This window comes from Comamonas resistens, assembly GCF_030064165.1.
Classification (GTDB): Bacteria; Pseudomonadota; Gammaproteobacteria; order Burkholderiales; family Burkholderiaceae_C; genus Comamonas; species Comamonas resistens.
This window is the reverse complement of sequence record NZ_CP125947.1, coordinates 2203352-2217967: the sequence shown is the minus strand read 5'-3', so window position 1 is coordinate 2217967 and position 14616 is coordinate 2203352. Positions and strand designations below refer to the sequence as shown.

15 protein-coding genes are annotated in these 14616 nt (G+C 59.7%); 8 read left to right on the top strand and 7 right to left on the bottom strand.

What is annotated here, in order from left to right:
* Positions 1-70: 70 nt before the first annotated feature.
* On the top strand, positions 71-745 hold the full coding sequence (locus tag QMY55_RS10405) for a nitroreductase (protein ID WP_283488510.1): 675 nt from the start codon (positions 71-73) through the stop codon (positions 743-745).
* A gap of 251 nt (positions 746-996) precedes the next feature.
* Here the strand turns inward: QMY55_RS10405 and QMY55_RS10400 are convergent, their stop codons facing one another.
* The 4 genes from QMY55_RS10400 to QMY55_RS10385 form a co-directional block, all read right to left on the bottom strand.
* Positions 997-1797 (bottom strand): MetQ/NlpA family ABC transporter substrate-binding protein, encoded by an 801-nt coding sequence (locus QMY55_RS10400; RefSeq protein ID WP_283488509.1) that lies wholly within the window; start codon positions 1795-1797, stop codon positions 997-999.
* Between the two features lie 283 nt (positions 1798-2080).
* Complete coding sequence (locus QMY55_RS10395; protein ID WP_283488508.1) at positions 2081-2389, bottom strand: single stranded DNA-binding domain-containing protein; 309 nt, start codon at positions 2387-2389, stop codon at positions 2081-2083.
* Between the two features lie 142 nt (positions 2390-2531).
* Complete coding sequence (locus QMY55_RS10390) at positions 2532-3197, bottom strand: methionine ABC transporter permease (RefSeq protein WP_283488507.1); 666 nt, start codon at positions 3195-3197, stop codon at positions 2532-2534.
* A gap of 5 nt (positions 3198-3202) precedes the next feature.
* The gene (locus tag QMY55_RS10385; RefSeq protein WP_283488506.1) at positions 3203-4249 is read right to left on the bottom strand and encodes a methionine ABC transporter ATP-binding protein; all 1047 of its coding nucleotides are present in this window, start codon (positions 4247-4249) and stop codon (positions 3203-3205) included.
* Between the two features lie 318 nt (positions 4250-4567).
* On the opposite strand from QMY55_RS10385, the gene QMY55_RS10380 reads away from it, so the two are divergent.
* Positions 4568-4975 (top strand): hypothetical protein, encoded by a 408-nt coding sequence (locus QMY55_RS10380; protein WP_283488505.1) that lies wholly within the window; start codon positions 4568-4570, stop codon positions 4973-4975.
* A 67-nt stretch (positions 4976-5042) separates the two neighbouring features.
* Here QMY55_RS10380 and QMY55_RS10375 read toward each other — a convergent pair whose 3' ends face one another.
* Entirely contained in the window at positions 5043-5966 is a 924-nt protein-coding gene (locus QMY55_RS10375; RefSeq protein WP_283488504.1) for an MBL fold metallo-hydrolase, read from the bottom strand.
* Positions 5967-6059: 93 nt separating this feature from the next.
* On the opposite strand from QMY55_RS10375, the gene QMY55_RS10370 reads away from it, so the two are divergent.
* Genes QMY55_RS10370 through QMY55_RS10360 form a run of 3 tightly spaced genes read left to right on the top strand, consistent with a single transcriptional unit; the run spans position 6060 to position 7277 of the window.
* A complete protein-coding gene (locus QMY55_RS10370) occupies positions 6060-6404 on the top strand; it encodes an ArsR/SmtB family transcription factor (RefSeq protein WP_283488503.1) in 345 nt (114 codons plus the stop codon).
* Positions 6401-6844 (top strand): YeeE/YedE family protein, encoded by a 444-nt coding sequence (locus tag QMY55_RS10365; RefSeq protein WP_283488502.1) that lies wholly within the window; start codon positions 6401-6403, stop codon positions 6842-6844. The genes QMY55_RS10370 and QMY55_RS10365 overlap by 4 nt, the downstream gene beginning before the upstream one ends.
* 16 nt (positions 6845-6860) lie before the next feature.
* Positions 6861-7277: a DUF6691 family protein gene (locus QMY55_RS10360; protein ID WP_283488501.1), complete on the top strand. Its 417-nt coding sequence runs from the start codon at positions 6861-6863 to the stop codon at positions 7275-7277.
* A 471-nt stretch (positions 7278-7748) separates the two neighbouring features.
* Here QMY55_RS10360 and QMY55_RS10355 read toward each other — a convergent pair whose 3' ends face one another.
* Entirely contained in the window at positions 7749-8921 is a 1173-nt protein-coding gene (locus QMY55_RS10355) for an FAD-dependent monooxygenase (RefSeq protein ID WP_283488500.1), read from the bottom strand.
* 142 nt (positions 8922-9063) lie between these two features.
* On the opposite strand from QMY55_RS10355, the gene QMY55_RS10350 reads away from it, so the two are divergent.
* Positions 9064-10035: an AraC family transcriptional regulator gene (locus QMY55_RS10350; RefSeq protein WP_283488499.1), complete on the top strand. Its 972-nt coding sequence runs from the start codon at positions 9064-9066 to the stop codon at positions 10033-10035.
* A gap of 586 nt (positions 10036-10621) precedes the next feature.
* On the opposite strand, the gene QMY55_RS10345 is transcribed toward QMY55_RS10350, so the two are convergent.
* Positions 10622-12067, bottom strand: coding sequence for an IS1182 family transposase (locus QMY55_RS10345; protein WP_283485406.1), 1446 nt, complete (start codon positions 12065-12067; stop codon positions 10622-10624).
* A 374-nt stretch (positions 12068-12441) separates the two neighbouring features.
* Here QMY55_RS10345 and QMY55_RS10340 point away from each other — a divergent pair, with 374 nt between their 5' ends.
* Both QMY55_RS10340 and QMY55_RS10335 read left to right on the top strand, forming a co-directional pair.
* Positions 12442-13317: a tyrosine-type recombinase/integrase gene (locus tag QMY55_RS10340; protein WP_283485014.1), complete on the top strand. Its 876-nt coding sequence runs from the start codon at positions 12442-12444 to the stop codon at positions 13315-13317.
* A gap of 9 nt (positions 13318-13326) precedes the next feature.
* A complete protein-coding gene (locus QMY55_RS10335) occupies positions 13327-14523 on the top strand; it encodes an IS91 family transposase (protein ID WP_224648616.1) in 1197 nt (398 codons plus the stop codon).
* Positions 14524-14616 lie beyond the last annotated feature (93 nt).

The following is a 14616-nucleotide window of genomic DNA, read 5'->3' as shown; positions in this document are numbered from 1 at the left end:
GAACCACCATCATTCATGGCACCTGCCCCTTGACCGATATGCGACCGATATGCGATTGAACGATACCGCCATGCAAAATTCGCAAGCCTTGCAATGGCTGCTGCAGCGCCGCTCCAGCCGCGCTTTTCTGCCCGATGCCGTGCCAGATGAACTGCTGCAACAGCTGCTTCTGGCTGCCAGACGCGCGCCCAGCGGCGGCAATCTGCAACCCGGGCGCCTGATAGCGGTACAAGGCCGGCGCCGCCAACAACTGACGGATGCACTGCTGCAGGACTTTGAAAGCCAGGCCCCGGAGCAGGAAGACTATGCCTACTTCCCCCGCCCCATGCCCATGCAGTTGCGCAAGCGCCAGGTGGCGGCGGCGCAGGCCCTGTACAGCGCTCTCGGAGTGGCCCGCGACGACCGCGCCGGGCGCGACGCGCAGTTTGCCCGCAACTACCGGTTCTTTGACGCCCCCGTGGCGCTGGTCGTGACCATAGACTCCCACTTCGGCCCCGGCGGCTATATGGACCTGGGCATGACGCTCTACGGTCTGCAACTGGCCGCAGCAGCCATGGGCCTGGGCAGCTGTGCCATCGGTGCCCTGGCGTCCTACCCCGCCACCGTGCGCCGCGTCCTGGAGCTGCCCGAACACCAGCACATCGTCTGCGGCCTGGCCTTGGGCTGGGCCGACGACGCCGCCCCCGTCAACCAGACCCACACCACCCGCGCCCCGATCGCCGAATGGTTTCAGACTCTTGAATAAAGATAGCTTCCAGCGCTTATCCACATTGGGTTTTCAGCAATTTCAAACCAAAAACCAGCAAGGGTGAGCGCAAGCAGCTACAAAATCAGGAGTCAAAAAAAGCGCTGCAAGTGCAGCGCTTCGCTCAATGCCCTCAAACCAGGCACGCCCCATCAAAGAGACAGCAAGCAAGCGCCGCCGCGCAGCGAGGCTGCCGTCCCCCTCGGGGGCGCCCGGCCAGGGGAAGCCGCAAAGCGGCTCAGGGGGAGCTTCTAGAACGCCGGGAAGACGGAGCCCTTGAACTCCTTGTCAATGAACTGGCGCACTTCCTCGGAGTGATAGGACTTGATCAGCTGGGCCACCCAGGGCTGGTTCTTGTCGGCGTCGCGCACCACCATGATGTTCACATAGGGGTTCTTGGCTGATTCCAGTGCAATCGCATCCTTCTTGGGGTTCAGACCGGCCGAGATGGCAAAGTTGGTATTGACCGTGGAAGCATCCAGATCGTCCAGCGAGCGCGGCAGCTGGGCGGCGTCAAGCTCGACAAACTTGAGCTTCTTGGGGTTGCTCACCACATCCAGCGGTGTGGCCTTGAGACCCGCGCCGTCCTTGAGTTTGATCAACCCCTGGGTCTGCAGCAGCAGCAATGCGCGGCCACCATTGGTGGGATCGTTGGGGAGGCCGAACTTGGCGCCGCTGGGCAGATCGGCCAGCGACTTGATCTTCTTGGAGTAGATGCCGATGGGGAAATTCACGGTATCAGCCACCCAGCCGATCTTGTAGCCACGGTCCTTGACCTGGGCGTCCAGATAGGGACGATGCTGGTAGCTGTTGACGTCCAGGTCGCCCGCCGATAGCGCTGCATTGGGCTGCACATAGTCACCGAACTCAATGATCTTGAGGTTCAGACCATTCTTGACAGCCACTTTCTTGACCACTTCCATGATCTGGGCGTGGGGGCCGGCAGTCACGCCGATCTTGATGGTCTTTTCTTCGGCCTGGGCAGTCAGACCCAGGGTTGCGGCCGCAGCCAGGGCCAGAGAGTTACGCAGCAATGCGCGCTTGTTCAGCATGAGAAATCCTTGCGCTGGAAATAAAGCAAGACTTGCGCAAATCAGGTTCAGGCAAGAGCTTCGCTTTCAGGCAACAGTTCTTGGCGCACCCTTGTTTGCGTCAATCCTATGAGGGTTAGGTGGCGGCTACTGTAGCGCTTACTCGGCGCCTACGGACGCTGGCGCTTAGACAGTTTGCTTACTTGCAAACTACGGCGCGATAGATGCCTGTGCAAGCGCTCACAAAAAAGCCCGCCATCAATGCAGAGGCGGGCTTTTGATGGCGATGAGGCAGCGGGCTGACTCAGAGGTCGGACAGCGTGGGCGCGGCCAGCACTTGCTGGGCCACCACGTCCAGCACGGCATGCGACTCCTCCTGTCTGTCAATCCAGACCTTGGGCGTGAAGCTGCCGCGCAACGCAATCGCATCGCCTTCGGACAGGCTGCGCAGCACCGCACAGGGTGCGTTGTCAAAAGCCACGATATTCACAGGAATCGAAGAACCATCGCCAGCGTTGGCGCGCATGCGAGCCACCATATAGGGGCGTCGGTTGCGGTCCACGCGGCTTTCGGGAACGCCGGTCAGTCGGCCGGTAATCAAACCATCCATCATTTGCTGTTATCTACCCAAAAAAAATCATGGCCGCCCTTGAACAAGAGCGGCCTTTCAAAAAATTTTGAACCTGCATTTTAGGGCTGGCGCCTGTTTCCAGACGGCGCCCCTTTTCTTAATTTTTTGTAATGTGCGCCGCTGCTCAGCGATGGCTGAGGCGACGTACGGCCCAGTCACCCAGGCTTTGAATGGCTTGCACAAAGAAAATCAGAATGATCACCACGACCAGCATCACGTCGGGCAGGAAGCGCTGGTAGCCATAGCGAATGCCCAGGTCACCCAGGCCACCGCCGCCGATGGCGCCCGCCATGGCCGAGTAGCCGGTCAGGCTGACGAAGCTGATGGTCAGGCCCGCGACGATGCCGGGTAGCGCCTCGGGCAGCAGCACCTTCCAGACGATCTGGCCGGTGGTCGCGCCCATGGACTGAGCTGCTTCGATCAGGCCGCCATCGACCTCACGCAGCGCGGTCTCCACCAGACGGGCCACGAAAGGTGCGGCCGCAATCGTCAACGGCACCACGGCAGCCCAGGTGCCGATGGAGGAGCCCGTGATCAGCCGCGTCAGCGGAATGATGGCCACCAGCAAGATGATGAAAGGCGTGGAGCGCAATGCGTTGACGATCCAGCCCACGATCTTGTTGGCCGGGCCGTTCTGCAAAATGCCACCATGGTCGGTCAGGCGCAGAAACACGCCCAGAGGAATACCGATCAGGCCGCCGATCAGGCCCGAGACGCCGACCATGATCAGCGTCTCCCAGAAGGAATCCAGCAGCAGCTGGAGCATCATTTCCGAAAAATTCTCAAACATCTCTATCAGTCCTTGCTCGGCACGATCTGCACCAGCACACCGCTGGCGCGCAGGTGTTCCACGGCCGCCTCAATCTTGGCGGCCTCGCCACTGGCATACACGGCCAGCGAGCCAAAGGTCTGCTCCTGAATCTCGTCGATCTGACCGTGCAGGATCGACAGATCCAGACCCAGTTCGCGGATCAGGTGCGACAAAATGGGCTGATAGGCGCTCTCGCCCGCATAGGACAGGCGCAGCAGCCGACCTTGCTGACCGGACTGCAACTGGGCGGCCAGCTGACTCACACGGGTCATCACGGATTCAGGCAATTGCTGAGGCACGATCTCGTCGATCAGGCTCTTGGTAATCGCCTGCTGAGGACGGGTGAACACATCGATGACCGAACCCAGCTCGGCGATCTCGCCGCCATCGATCACGGCCACACGGTCGGCAATCTGCTTGATCACCAGCATCTGGTGGGTGATCAGCACCACGGTCACGCCCAGTTCGCGGTTGACCTTGCGCAGCAGATCCAGAATGGAACGCGTGGTTTCGGGGTCCAGCGCCGAGGTTGCCTCGTCGCTAAGCAGCACCTTGGGATTGCTTGCCAGTGCACGGGCAATGCCCACACGCTGCTTCTGGCCACCGGAAATCTGGGCTGGATAGCGATCGGACAGATGATCAAGCCCCACCAGCTCCAGCAGCGGCGTCACGCGCTGATAGATCTCATCCTTGGAAATACCGGCCAGCTCCAGCGGCAGGGCCACGTTGTCATAGACCGTGCGCGAGGACAGCAGGTTGAAATGCTGGAACACCATGCCGATGTCGCGACGCGCAGCACGCAGCTCGGCATCGGACAGCTGCATCAGGTCGCGACCGTTGACGATGACCTTGCCTGCCGTGGGGCGGTTGAGCAGATTCAGGCAGCGCACCAGCGAGCTTTTGCCCGCACCGGAGCGACCAATGATGCCGAACACTTCGCCCGAGGCGATTTCCAGGTTGATGCCACGCAAGGCGTGCACCGGCCCCTTGGGGCCTTTATAGGTCAGGGATAAGTCCCGAATTTCTATCATGAAAATATCGTCTACCCCGTATCAAAAATACGGATAACGCTATAAAAAAGTGATTGATCCCATCCCGCCCGCAGCGCCGCTGGGCACCGGCAGCACGAGCCTTGTTCTTGTAGAAGCAGGCAGATCAAGCCAGCCTACTTTTAGTAGTAACCCTCAATGATGCCTGAGTCTATGCAAACTTGAAGCCAACCGGGACAAGTGAATTCACGTAGCAAGCAGGCCATGGGCGGCGTAAAGCACGCCAAAGCCTGATGACGCAAAGCACGTGCAAGCCTTAGCATCAGACATCTGAGCCACTCCTGCAGTATGCGTCCATTCATGCAGCTCGACTTCCCAGTCCGTATCGAATGCCCTCCCGGTGCCTGCGTCTGCCAGCGTGAAGCGCTGCTGCAGCAGCCAGGTGCAGACCTGCGCATTCTGATGCTGACCCGCGAGGAAGAAAAAAAGCTGCTGCTTCGGCTGGAGCGCATTGCCAGCCTGGACGACCTGCAGCACATGTTGCAGCGCATGCAGCAGCAACTCGGTGTGTGCGTTCAGGTCACCCCCGGCAACAACGAAGTGCGCACCATGCGCGGCATACAGATAGACATGCAGGACATGCCAGGCCTGTGCCGCAAAACCCGCCAGAGCATTCCCGCGGCCATTCGCAAAGGCCTGGAAAACAGGCCGGAAATTGCCTGGGCGCTGCTCGATGCCCATGACCTCTTTGGCATGCCTTCCCACTGACACCGCATCCGGTGCTTTGCCTCAATAGCCACTCGCATGCTCTCAATTTGAAAGCACTGATCGCTTTCTAGTCATGGGCTGAAGCTTTCTGCCACACACCTTGTGGCATGGGCTCGTTTCTGGCGAATGCATTGATGGGCAATTGCACATAGGTACGACCATCCTCTTCGGCAGGCGGCAACTTGCCGGCCCGCACATTGACCTGCACCGATGGCAGTATCAAGGTCGGCATCTCCAGCGTGGCATCGCGGGCCGTGCGCATCTGCACAAATTCGGACTGGCTGACGCCATCGCGCACATGGATGTTGTGTTCGCGCTGATCCTTGACCGTGGTCTGCCAGGCAGGGGCTCGCGTTGCGGGCGGATAGTCATGGCAGACAAAAATGCGGGTCTGGATCGGCAAATCCAGGATGCGGTGAATGGACTGATAAAGCGTGGCCGCATCCCCCCCCGGAAAGTCCGCACGCGCCGTGCCCACGTCAGGCATGAACAGGGTATCGCCCACAAACACGGCATCCCCCACCCGGTAGGCCATATCTGCAGGGGTATGACCTGGCACGTGCATGGCAGTCAGCAGCAATTGGCCCAGCGGCAGGCCCTCACCGTCTTCCACCAGATGGTCGAACTGGCTGCCATCGGGCAGAAAGCTGCGCTCAAAGTGGTAGATCTTGCGAAATGCCGCCTGCACTTCGCGGATATGAGCACCAATGGCCACCTTGCCACCCAGTTGGTGGCGAATGTGCTGTGCCGCCGATAGATGGTCTGCATGAGCATGGGTTTCCAGAATCCACTGCACCTGCCAACCCTGGCTGCGCACATAGTCAATGATGTTGTCGGCAGAGCGGCTGCTCAATGTGCCGGACTTGGGCTCGAAATCCAGAACCGGGTCGATCACCGCAGCCTGGCCATGGACGGTATCGGCCAGTACATAGCTGATGGTGCCCGTTGCGTTGTCAAAAAATGCTTCGATATGCATGCTGCAGACTGTCATGACGGCTCCTGACGAGGCAAGTCCAAAATCTCTCTTGGACTTTTCAATATATTTTTTTATATAATATATGAAAGAATATTGAAAAGCCAACCCATGTCCTCCAACACTGCCGAAGAAACCCTGCCTCCGCTTGACCTTCAGGCCATGCGAGCCCATGCAGGAGAAGCCGTCGCCATGCTCAAGTTGCTGGGCAACGAAGACCGGCTGCTGCTGCTGTGCCAGCTGTCCATGCAAGAGCGCACGGTCGGAGAGCTGGAACAGCTGACCGGCATCACCCAGCCCACGCTGTCGCAGCAACTCGGAGTCCTGCGCCGCGAAGGTCTGGTAGCTACCCGCCGTGAAGGCAAGTTCATCTGGTATCAGCTGGCAGATCAGCGTGCGCTGCAACTGATGCAAACCGTGCACCAGCTGTTTTGCCAACCAGGAGAAGAAGCATGAATATTTTGTGGAACGAATTCACCCCCTGGTCGTCGCTGGCAGGCGGCCTGCTCATTGGTTTGTCTGCTTCCAGCCTGGTTGCGGCGCTGGGCCGTATTGCAGGCATCAGCGGCATCATCGGTGCGTTGCTGCAACGACCGAACTGGAAGTCCGTCAGCAACTGGGGCTGGCGTCTGGCCTTCATCATCGGCATGGTGACTGCTCCGCTGATCTGGCAACTGTTCGCGCCCCTACCTGCCATGCAGATGCCGTCGAACTCGGTTCTCATCATTGTTGCTGGCCTGCTGGTGGGGTTCGGCACCCGTCTCGGCTCTGGATGCACCAGCGGCCATGGCGTCTGCGGTCTGTCACGCCTTTCGCTTCGCTCATTAGCTGCAACGCTGACTTTCATCGCCACAGGCGCAATCACCGTGTTCGTGATGCGCCATGTCATCGGCTAGAACAGGAGCCACATCCATGCTTGCTTCCACCACAGCCCTGCTTTCCGGCCTGATCTTCGGCCTGGGTCTGCTCCTCTCCGGAATGGGCAATCCCGCCAAGGTACAGAATTTTCTGGATTTTTCTGGGCAATGGGATCCTTCGTTGGCCCTGGTCATGGGTGGCGCCATCGCCATCGGCCTGCTCGCCTTCACCTGGGCCAAAACCCGCAGCAAAGCACTGCTGGGGGATCTCATGCAACTACCCGCCAGTCAGTCGATTGATAAAAGACTGATCACAGGTTCTGCCATGTTTGGTGTGGGCTGGGGCTTGGCCGGCTTTTGCCCGGGTCCTGCGCTGATGAATCTCGCGACCTTGCAACCCGAAGTCTGGCTGTTTGTCGCTGCCATGCTGGTTGGCATGCTGGCCCAACATATTTGGGCCGCGCAAAGATAGAACGGGTATGCCTAACTGCCTAGGCCCAGCCCAACAGTTCTTCAAGTGGGTTGCAGCGCAACTTACCGATGCCGCTGTATAGCTTTTTGCCCAGGAACCTGTTCACGATCTCCTCGCGCCATTGTCTTGAAGGGGATTTCAATCAAGCAATTTCTACACACTGACGCATCTCTGCGCCCCATCCTGCGTGGGAACGCAGGGATCGCAACAGGTTCTAGGGTCCTGCCTCCCCTTCAACAGGTCAAGCTGCACAAACGCCGCTTGAGGCTCTTTGGGGGGGTCCACTCTTCCCGCACACTATGCCGTGCAGCTAAGCCACCCTGGCCGCAGCACTACCGCAAGATCTGCAACGGCATGGATGCAACCAGCCGGCTCGCTGCCTATGGCCAGATAGCGATATGGCTACCCTCCAAAACCGAAGCCTCGATCCAGGGCGTTCAGCAGAGAGAAATCCCTGCCATATGCAGCCGCTCAGATAGAACAGCCAGCGGTCTCGGCCGCCAAAGCCACTTGCCAGGCGTCGTAGCCATAGACCCAATCGGCATTGCCACCGGCACGCAGCCAGTTGTTTCCCCGTGAGCCGATCTGGATCTGGCTGGTGCGCTGCTTGCGCATGGCTTCATAGTTCTGCAGAGCCTGCGGCACCTCGGCAGCGCTTCGGGCGGCGTCGAGGTTGCGGGCCAGCACCACGGCATCCTCGATGGCCATGCCGGCGCCCTGGGCCATGAAGGGCATCATGGGGTGGCTGGCATCGCCAAGCAGCGAGACCCGGCCCTGCGACCAGTGCGGCAGCGGGTCTCGCTCATACAACGCCGTCTTGAGCACGCTGTCGCATGCATCCAGCAAGGCCCGTGCATGGGGGTGGAAGCCGGCGTAGAAACCGCGCAGCTCGGTCACGCTGCCTTCCGTGGTCCAGGATTCCTCATGCCAGGACTCCTGCGCCGTGGTGGCAAAGATGAAGGTGTCGCGACCCTGGTTGAGCGGAAAGGTCACGATCTGGCTGTCCGCTGTCGGGCCCCACCACTTGGTGAAGGCCCCGATATCGGGAACATGGCGCACGCGCTCGGTGGGCACCACGGTGCGAAACGCCACCACACCGGTAAAGCGTGGGCTCTCGGCGCCGAACAGGGCCGTGCGCACCACCGAATGAATCCCGTCCGAGCCGACCAGCGCATCCAGCCCGTCCACCCGCGTGCCGTCGGCAAACTCCACCGAGACGTCGGCATCGGTTTGGGCAATCCGGCTGACGCGCCTGCCAAACCTCACCTGATCGGCGGGAAAGGCGTCAGCCAGCGCCGCCAGCAGGTCGGCACGGTGAATGGTGAGTTGCGGAGCACCGTATTGGCGCTCGGCCTCATTGCCCATGGTCAGGCGCGAGGTTTCCTCGCCGCTGTCCCAGGTGCGGCTGATGCGGTGCGTGGGCCGGGCCGCCGAGGCGCGCACTGCCGCGGCAATGCCCTCACCCAGGCCGTCCAGCGCGCGCACGGCGTTGGGCGTCAGATTGATATCGGCCCCTACGCGCAGGTATTGCTTGCTTTGCTCGAACACCGTCACTTCGTGTCCGCTGCCATGCAGCGCATTGGCTGCAGCCAGGCCGCCAATGCCGCCACCCACAATGCCTATCTTCAGTCCTGTCTTGGCCATGTTTGCTCCTTGATATAGGTATGAGTTCCAGGGACCGGCTGCAACCGCACCCTGGTCCCCGTGCCAGCCAGTGTCGGCAAGGCGGCTGCCGCCGTGAAGCGCCAAGCGTCCATAAAATAGCATCAATCGTCCCAAACCTCCTATGAAGCAAAGCAGCGATTATTTAAGCGATGTGCTGGTCATCTGCCGGGCAGAACGCGCGGTGACGGCCAGCTTTTTCTTGCGTGCGCCCTGGGCGCTGGCATCCGAAGGCGTGCCCGGAACCATGATCCGCATCGCCCAGGGGCAGCCGTACTGGCTGCAGGTGCGGGGCCAGGCTCCGGTGCGGGTCATGCCCGGCGATCTGGTGGTCCTGCCCCTGGGCAGCCCGCATGTGATGGCTTCGGATCTGGCGCTGACCCCGGTTCCATTCGCCCGCATGATCGAGCGCTTCGCCCAGGGGCCCAAGGACGAAAATCCCCTGACCTTCGAGCATGGTGGTGCCGGAGCCCGGACCCGCATCGATTCGGTGCTGCTGTGGATATCGGCCCACTGCCGTCACACCATATTGAATCTGCTGCCGCCGCTGCTACACATACCTGCAGCACAGGCCGCCCCCCCCGCCATGCTGGGCAGCACGCTGCAGGCGCTGATAGAAGACTCGCTGGCACGGCGCGCGGGCTGGCGTCTGGCAGCGGTGCGCCTGGGCGAACTGGCCATGGTCCACGTGCTCAGCAACCATTTCGCCGCTCAGCAGGAGCGCAGACAAGGTTGGGTGCGCGGCCTGGCCGATGCGCAGATAGCCAAGGCCATGGCGGCCATCCATGGCCGCCCCAGCCATGACTGGACCTTGCAGACCCTGGCCAGGGAGGCGGCCATGTCGCGCTCGCGGTTTGCCGAAAAATTCAAGGCTCTGGTGGGCGACTCGCCCATGGCCTATCTGCAGCAGCAGCGCATGGCCCACGCCGCCCAGCAATTGGAGTCCGGCTTGCCGCTGGCGCAGATCGCCGAGGATTGCGGCTACGAGTCCGAACGCGTATTCGCGCGTGCCTTCAAGCGCTGGTGCGGCCTGCCGCCGCGCGCCTATCAGCGCAGCGCCCAGGCGCTCAGAAAGGAATTTGCCGCACTGAAATGAAGTCCTTCAGCCGCTTGTCCGATGCACAGGCTATGAAACGGACACTGACGAACTCTGCCTTCGAGGTATCGCCCCCCGCCGGAGCATCTTTTCTCCCCGTCATCTGACAGCATCCACTTCCGTTTTGGATCGAAATTTCCCGGCATGCCAACCGCTTGGTCCGGCATATCTCTCATACCCTCACTCTTCAACAAAACTTGTCGAGCGCGATCCACAGAATATTTACCAAGCGTGGATATTCTTGCTTGCGGCCTTCGCAAAAACGATGCATCACTAACCTCCCTTGCTGTGCAGCACCCTTGATGGGAACAAAGTGCACAGCGATCCGCCATGCATCCAGACCGACCCAGCATCAGACATTGTGTTGACGATTCACCACGCTGCATTTGCGCTGCGCAAACGTATATATTTGTCCGCTTACGTACGAGGCTGTGTGGAAACGCAAAAAACTATTAATGGCTGAACAATCCAACTGGCAGATTTCAGGCAAGCACGACTGAGGCGCCTTCGACGCCAAGAGCGCCCTCAGCCTTCTCATTGCATTCCAGAGCCCTTGAGGTCGCTAATTTCCCGGTTTTAAAAGGGCTCACCCGCCCACCAGATGCATCGCCGCCATCGTTTTGTCGAACCCGAGGATTCCAAGCACTCGCTTGAGGTTGTAAGCCAGCACATTCAAGCTCATCTCCGTGCTGACGTTGCGCAGTCGCCTGGTCAGGAAGTGCGTGTACCCCATCCAATGCTTGAGGGTGCCAAACACGTGCTCGACTGTCCTTCTTCTCACCATCATGGCGTCGGGCATCTGGTCCAAGCGCTGTTGTGCTCGCTCCAGCACGTCTTCGTGCTCCCATCGGCTGATGCGGCGGTAGTCGCTCGGTGTGCATTGGGCTTTTATCGTGCATTGCGTACACGCACTGCTCCAGTAACGACGCATCTGTAAGCCGTTCTCTTCCCGCGTAAAACGATAGATCGCGCGCTGTTCCGCAGGGCATTGGAATTCATCGTCGCTTTGGATATAGATGAAGTCTGAGCGGTCAAAGCGCCCGTGAGCTCGGGCACCCGATGTGTTGGGCTTGGGAAGAATGGCTGCAATGCTTGTATCTTCACACGCTTTGATTTGCTCACCGCTGTAATAGCCACGATCTGCAATAGCTTGCAGTTTGCGTTTTCCCATTGCCTTGCGAGCTGCTTGAGCCATGGATGCCAGAGCAGCTCTGTCATGCCCTTGGTTGGTGACCTCATGAGTGACGATCAGGTGATGTTTGGCATCGACCGCCACCTGCACGTTATAGGCCACCATGCCCGAGCCTCGACCACTGGTTGCCATGGACCGTGCATCAGGATCTGTCATCGAGAGTTGCTTCTCGGGCTGCTCTTTGAGTTGCTCCTTCACTGCATCGAGCACCCGCATTTGCTTGCGCAACATGGCGATCTTGTCTTGGAGCCTTGTGGTCTTGGCTTCGAGCTCCACAGGCTGCGTGCGGTCCGCTGTATCCAAAGCCGTCAGATAACGTTGGATGCTTTCTTCGATCTGCTGCTGCCGCTTGTCGATCTTGCCCAAGGTGAAGTTCTTGTCACGCGTGTTGACGGCTTTGAATTTGCTGCCATCAATGGCCACCAGCGCCTGGCTGAACAGTTTCAGATCACGGCAGAGAAGTACGAATCGGCGGCACACATTGCGAATGCCTGAGCCGTTGTCACGGCGGAAGTCTGCAATCGTTTTGAAGTCAGGAGCCAAGCGCCCAGTCAGCCACATCAGTTCAACGTTACGCTGGCATTCACGTTCAAGCCGTCTGCTCGATTGCAGCCGATTGAGATAGCCGTAGATGTAGATCTTGAGCAGCACGGCTGGGTGGTAAGAAGGTCTGCCCGTACAGGCAGGCTCTGCACCGTCAAAACCCAAAGCCTGCAGATTGAGTTCGCTGACAAAGGCATCGACAACACGTACCGGGTTGTCTTTAGCAATAAAGTCCTCCAGACATTCCGGCATCAGCGTCACTTGCTGCCGCGCTTGACCTTCAATGAATCGAGGCATGCCATCTCCCGAAACCGAGATGAATTGACTTTATTCAGGTCATGGGTTGGCTACGAGAGGGTTTTCACACAGCCTCGGTCGTCAGCACCAGTTCGCAGCTTACGAAAGCTGCCGTTCAGGTTGTCTGGCGCACTGCATCCAGCGAGTTTCCGGTTTGAGGCGTACAGCGGACGTCTGGTCAGACAGCGGGTCAACGTCTGGTATCGGCGGCAGCGGTCACAGGCTTGCCAAAGCTCAGCGGCGGTAATCAGCCTAAGGACTAAACCGCTCGCGCGGTAATCCGACGCGAAGGCCATGACGCAAGGTACATATCGCGCCCCTCTCTATGTTGACGAATGAGGCAATCGGCCTCGTTCTTCGACAGGAGCGCGATCATGACCCCCTCGATTCAAACCATCTCCCCGTTGCGTCAGCGCATGCTCGACGACATGAGAATGCGCAAGCTCCAGCCTCGCACCCAGGATGCCTATATTCGTGCCGTGTGCAATCTGGCCGCCTATCTGAAGCGCTCCCCGGACACGGCCACCGTGGAGGATTTGCGCAACTTCCAGCTCCACTTGGTCGATGCGGGTTCATCACCCACAACGCTCAACGCCACGTTGACGGGCCTGAAGTTCTTCTTTGATGTGACGCTGGGCCACATTGAGCTGATGGGCAAGATGCAGCCCGTGAAGCTGCCTCGCACCTTGCCTGTGGTGCTCAGCCACGAAGAAGTCTCACGGTTGCTGGCTGCCGCCTACAACATCAAGCACCAAGTGGCGCTGTCCGTGGCCTATGGCGCAGGTCTTCGTGCCAGCGAGGTTGTGCATTTGAAGGTCACAGATGTCGATAGCCAGCGCATGACCCTGCGCATCGAGCAAGGCAAGGGTGCCAAGGATCGTTACGCCATGCTCAGCCCGGTGGTTCTTCAGCGCCTTCGCACCTGGTGGCATTTGGCACATGCCCAGGGCAAGATGCTGCCCGGTGGCTGGCTGTTCCCTGGCATGACGGTCTTGGAGCCACTGACGATTCGTCAGCTCAACCGAGCGGTGCACGCTGCAGCCGAGGCCGCTGGTATCGACAAACGTGTCACGACGCATACTTTGCGCCATAGTTTTGCCACACACCTGCTGGAGCGCAAGGTCGATATTCGTGTGATTCAAGTGCTGCTGGGACACCAGAAGCTGGAGACGACTTCCATCTACGCCCATGTGGCGACCGATCTGCTGCGGGAAGTGATGGGTCCGCTGGAGCCAATGCTGCCGAGTTGAGAGGCACTCGTGCAGCGGCCCTCCCTGGAGGTCGCCGACATCTTTCTCCAACATGGCGCTGCTTGGCGTGAGAGCCAACGTGGTCACCTGAGCCTGTCTCAGCTCAAAGTGATGTCGGCCATCGAACAGTGCCGCACAGCGGCACTGGGTGGTCATGTTTTGCGCTGCGAAGACTGTGCTGCCGAGCAAGTCTCCTATAACTCCTGCCGCAACCGCCACTGCCCCAAGTGCCAAAGTGCTGCAGCCAAACGCTGGCTTGAAGCCCGCCAGAGCGACCTATTGCCCGTGCAGTATTACCACGTGGTCTTCACCTTACCTGCGCCCATTGCGGATCTGGCCTACCAGAACAAGGCGGTGCTCTATGGGCTGCTGTTTGATGTTGCCGCCGAGGTGCTGCAAACCATCGCTGCAGATCACAAACACCTGGGCGCTCGCATCGGGGCAACGTTGGTACTACACACCTGGGGATCGGCCTTGACCCATCACCCGCATGTGCACGGGATCGTGCCTGGAGGCGGCTTGGCAGATGGCGGTCAATGCTGGAGGGCTTGCCGACCCGGCTTCTTTCTGCCGGTGCGTGTGCTGTCCCGGCTGATGCGCAGACGCTTTATTGAAGAGCTTGAGCGTCTTCATCAAGCCGGCAGACTCCGATTCTTTGGGACACTGGCAGCGCTGGCCAATGCAGCGTACTTCCAACAATGGCTGGCCCCCATGCGCCAATGTGAATGGGTGGTTTATGCCAAGCGACCATTCGCTGGGCCGCAAGCAGTGCTGGCCTACCTCTCACGCTACACGCACCGCGTCGCCATCTCCAATAGCCGGCTGGTTGCCATGGATGAGCATGGCGTGCGCTTCAAGTACAAGGACTACCGGGCCAAGGGCCGCACACGGCACAAGACTATGACCCTGGCTCCCGAAGAGTTCATGCGCCGATTCTTGCTGCATGTGCTGCCCTGCGGCTTCCACCGCATCAGGCACTACGGCTTGCTGGCCAACGGGGCCCGCAAGAGCTGTCTGGCACTGGCCCGTGAACTGCTGCAAACCACTCCCATGCAGGCCGCCATCAATGACACAGCAAGTTTGAACAAAACAGCCAAGCCAGAGGCAGAGGCAGGAACTGCACCAGCCTTTGTCTGCCGTCACTGCGGCAAAGCCATGGTGATCCTGCAATGCTGGCAGGCCATCCGTGCACCGCCAGCATCATGAACAGCTTGCCGATCATTCATTTACTAGCAAGGTCGATGCTCATGAGCCATTCGACAGGGGATTGGCGCGCCTGTCTCTGCAGCAAGCAGGGCT

What these genes read in the sequence shown, in the direction of transcription:
- QMY55_RS10405 (WP_283488510.1), top strand. Translation starts at nt 71, where the DNA reads ATGCAAAATTCGCAAGCCTTGCAATGGCTGCTGCAGCGCCGCTCCAGC.
- QMY55_RS10400 (WP_283488509.1), bottom strand. Translation starts at nt 1,797, where the DNA reads ATGCTGAACAAGCGCGCATTGCTGCGTAACTCTCTGGCCCTGGCTGCG.
- QMY55_RS10395 (WP_283488508.1), bottom strand. Translation starts at nt 2,389, where the DNA reads ATGATGGATGGTTTGATTACCGGCCGACTGACCGGCGTTCCCGAAAGC.
- QMY55_RS10390 (WP_283488507.1), bottom strand. Translation starts at nt 3,197, where the DNA reads ATGTTTGAGAATTTTTCGGAAATGATGCTCCAGCTGCTGCTGGATTCC.
- QMY55_RS10385 (WP_283488506.1), bottom strand. Translation starts at nt 4,249, where the DNA reads ATGATAGAAATTCGGGACTTATCCCTGACCTATAAAGGCCCCAAGGGG.
- QMY55_RS10380 (WP_283488505.1), top strand. Translation starts at nt 4,568, where the DNA reads ATGCAGCTCGACTTCCCAGTCCGTATCGAATGCCCTCCCGGTGCCTGC.
- QMY55_RS10375 (WP_283488504.1), bottom strand. Translation starts at nt 5,966, where the DNA reads ATGACAGTCTGCAGCATGCATATCGAAGCATTTTTTGACAACGCAACG.
- QMY55_RS10370 (WP_283488503.1), top strand. Translation starts at nt 6,060, where the DNA reads ATGTCCTCCAACACTGCCGAAGAAACCCTGCCTCCGCTTGACCTTCAG.
- QMY55_RS10365 (WP_283488502.1), top strand. Translation starts at nt 6,401, where the DNA reads ATGAATATTTTGTGGAACGAATTCACCCCCTGGTCGTCGCTGGCAGGC.
- QMY55_RS10360 (WP_283488501.1), top strand. Translation starts at nt 6,861, where the DNA reads ATGCTTGCTTCCACCACAGCCCTGCTTTCCGGCCTGATCTTCGGCCTG.
- QMY55_RS10355 (WP_283488500.1), bottom strand. Translation starts at nt 8,921, where the DNA reads ATGGCCAAGACAGGACTGAAGATAGGCATTGTGGGTGGCGGCATTGGC.
- QMY55_RS10350 (WP_283488499.1), top strand. Translation starts at nt 9,064, where the DNA reads ATGAAGCAAAGCAGCGATTATTTAAGCGATGTGCTGGTCATCTGCCGG.
- QMY55_RS10345 (WP_283485406.1), bottom strand. Translation starts at nt 12,067, where the DNA reads ATGCCTCGATTCATTGAAGGTCAAGCGCGGCAGCAAGTGACGCTGATG.
- QMY55_RS10340 (WP_283485014.1), top strand. Translation starts at nt 12,442, where the DNA reads ATGACCCCCTCGATTCAAACCATCTCCCCGTTGCGTCAGCGCATGCTC.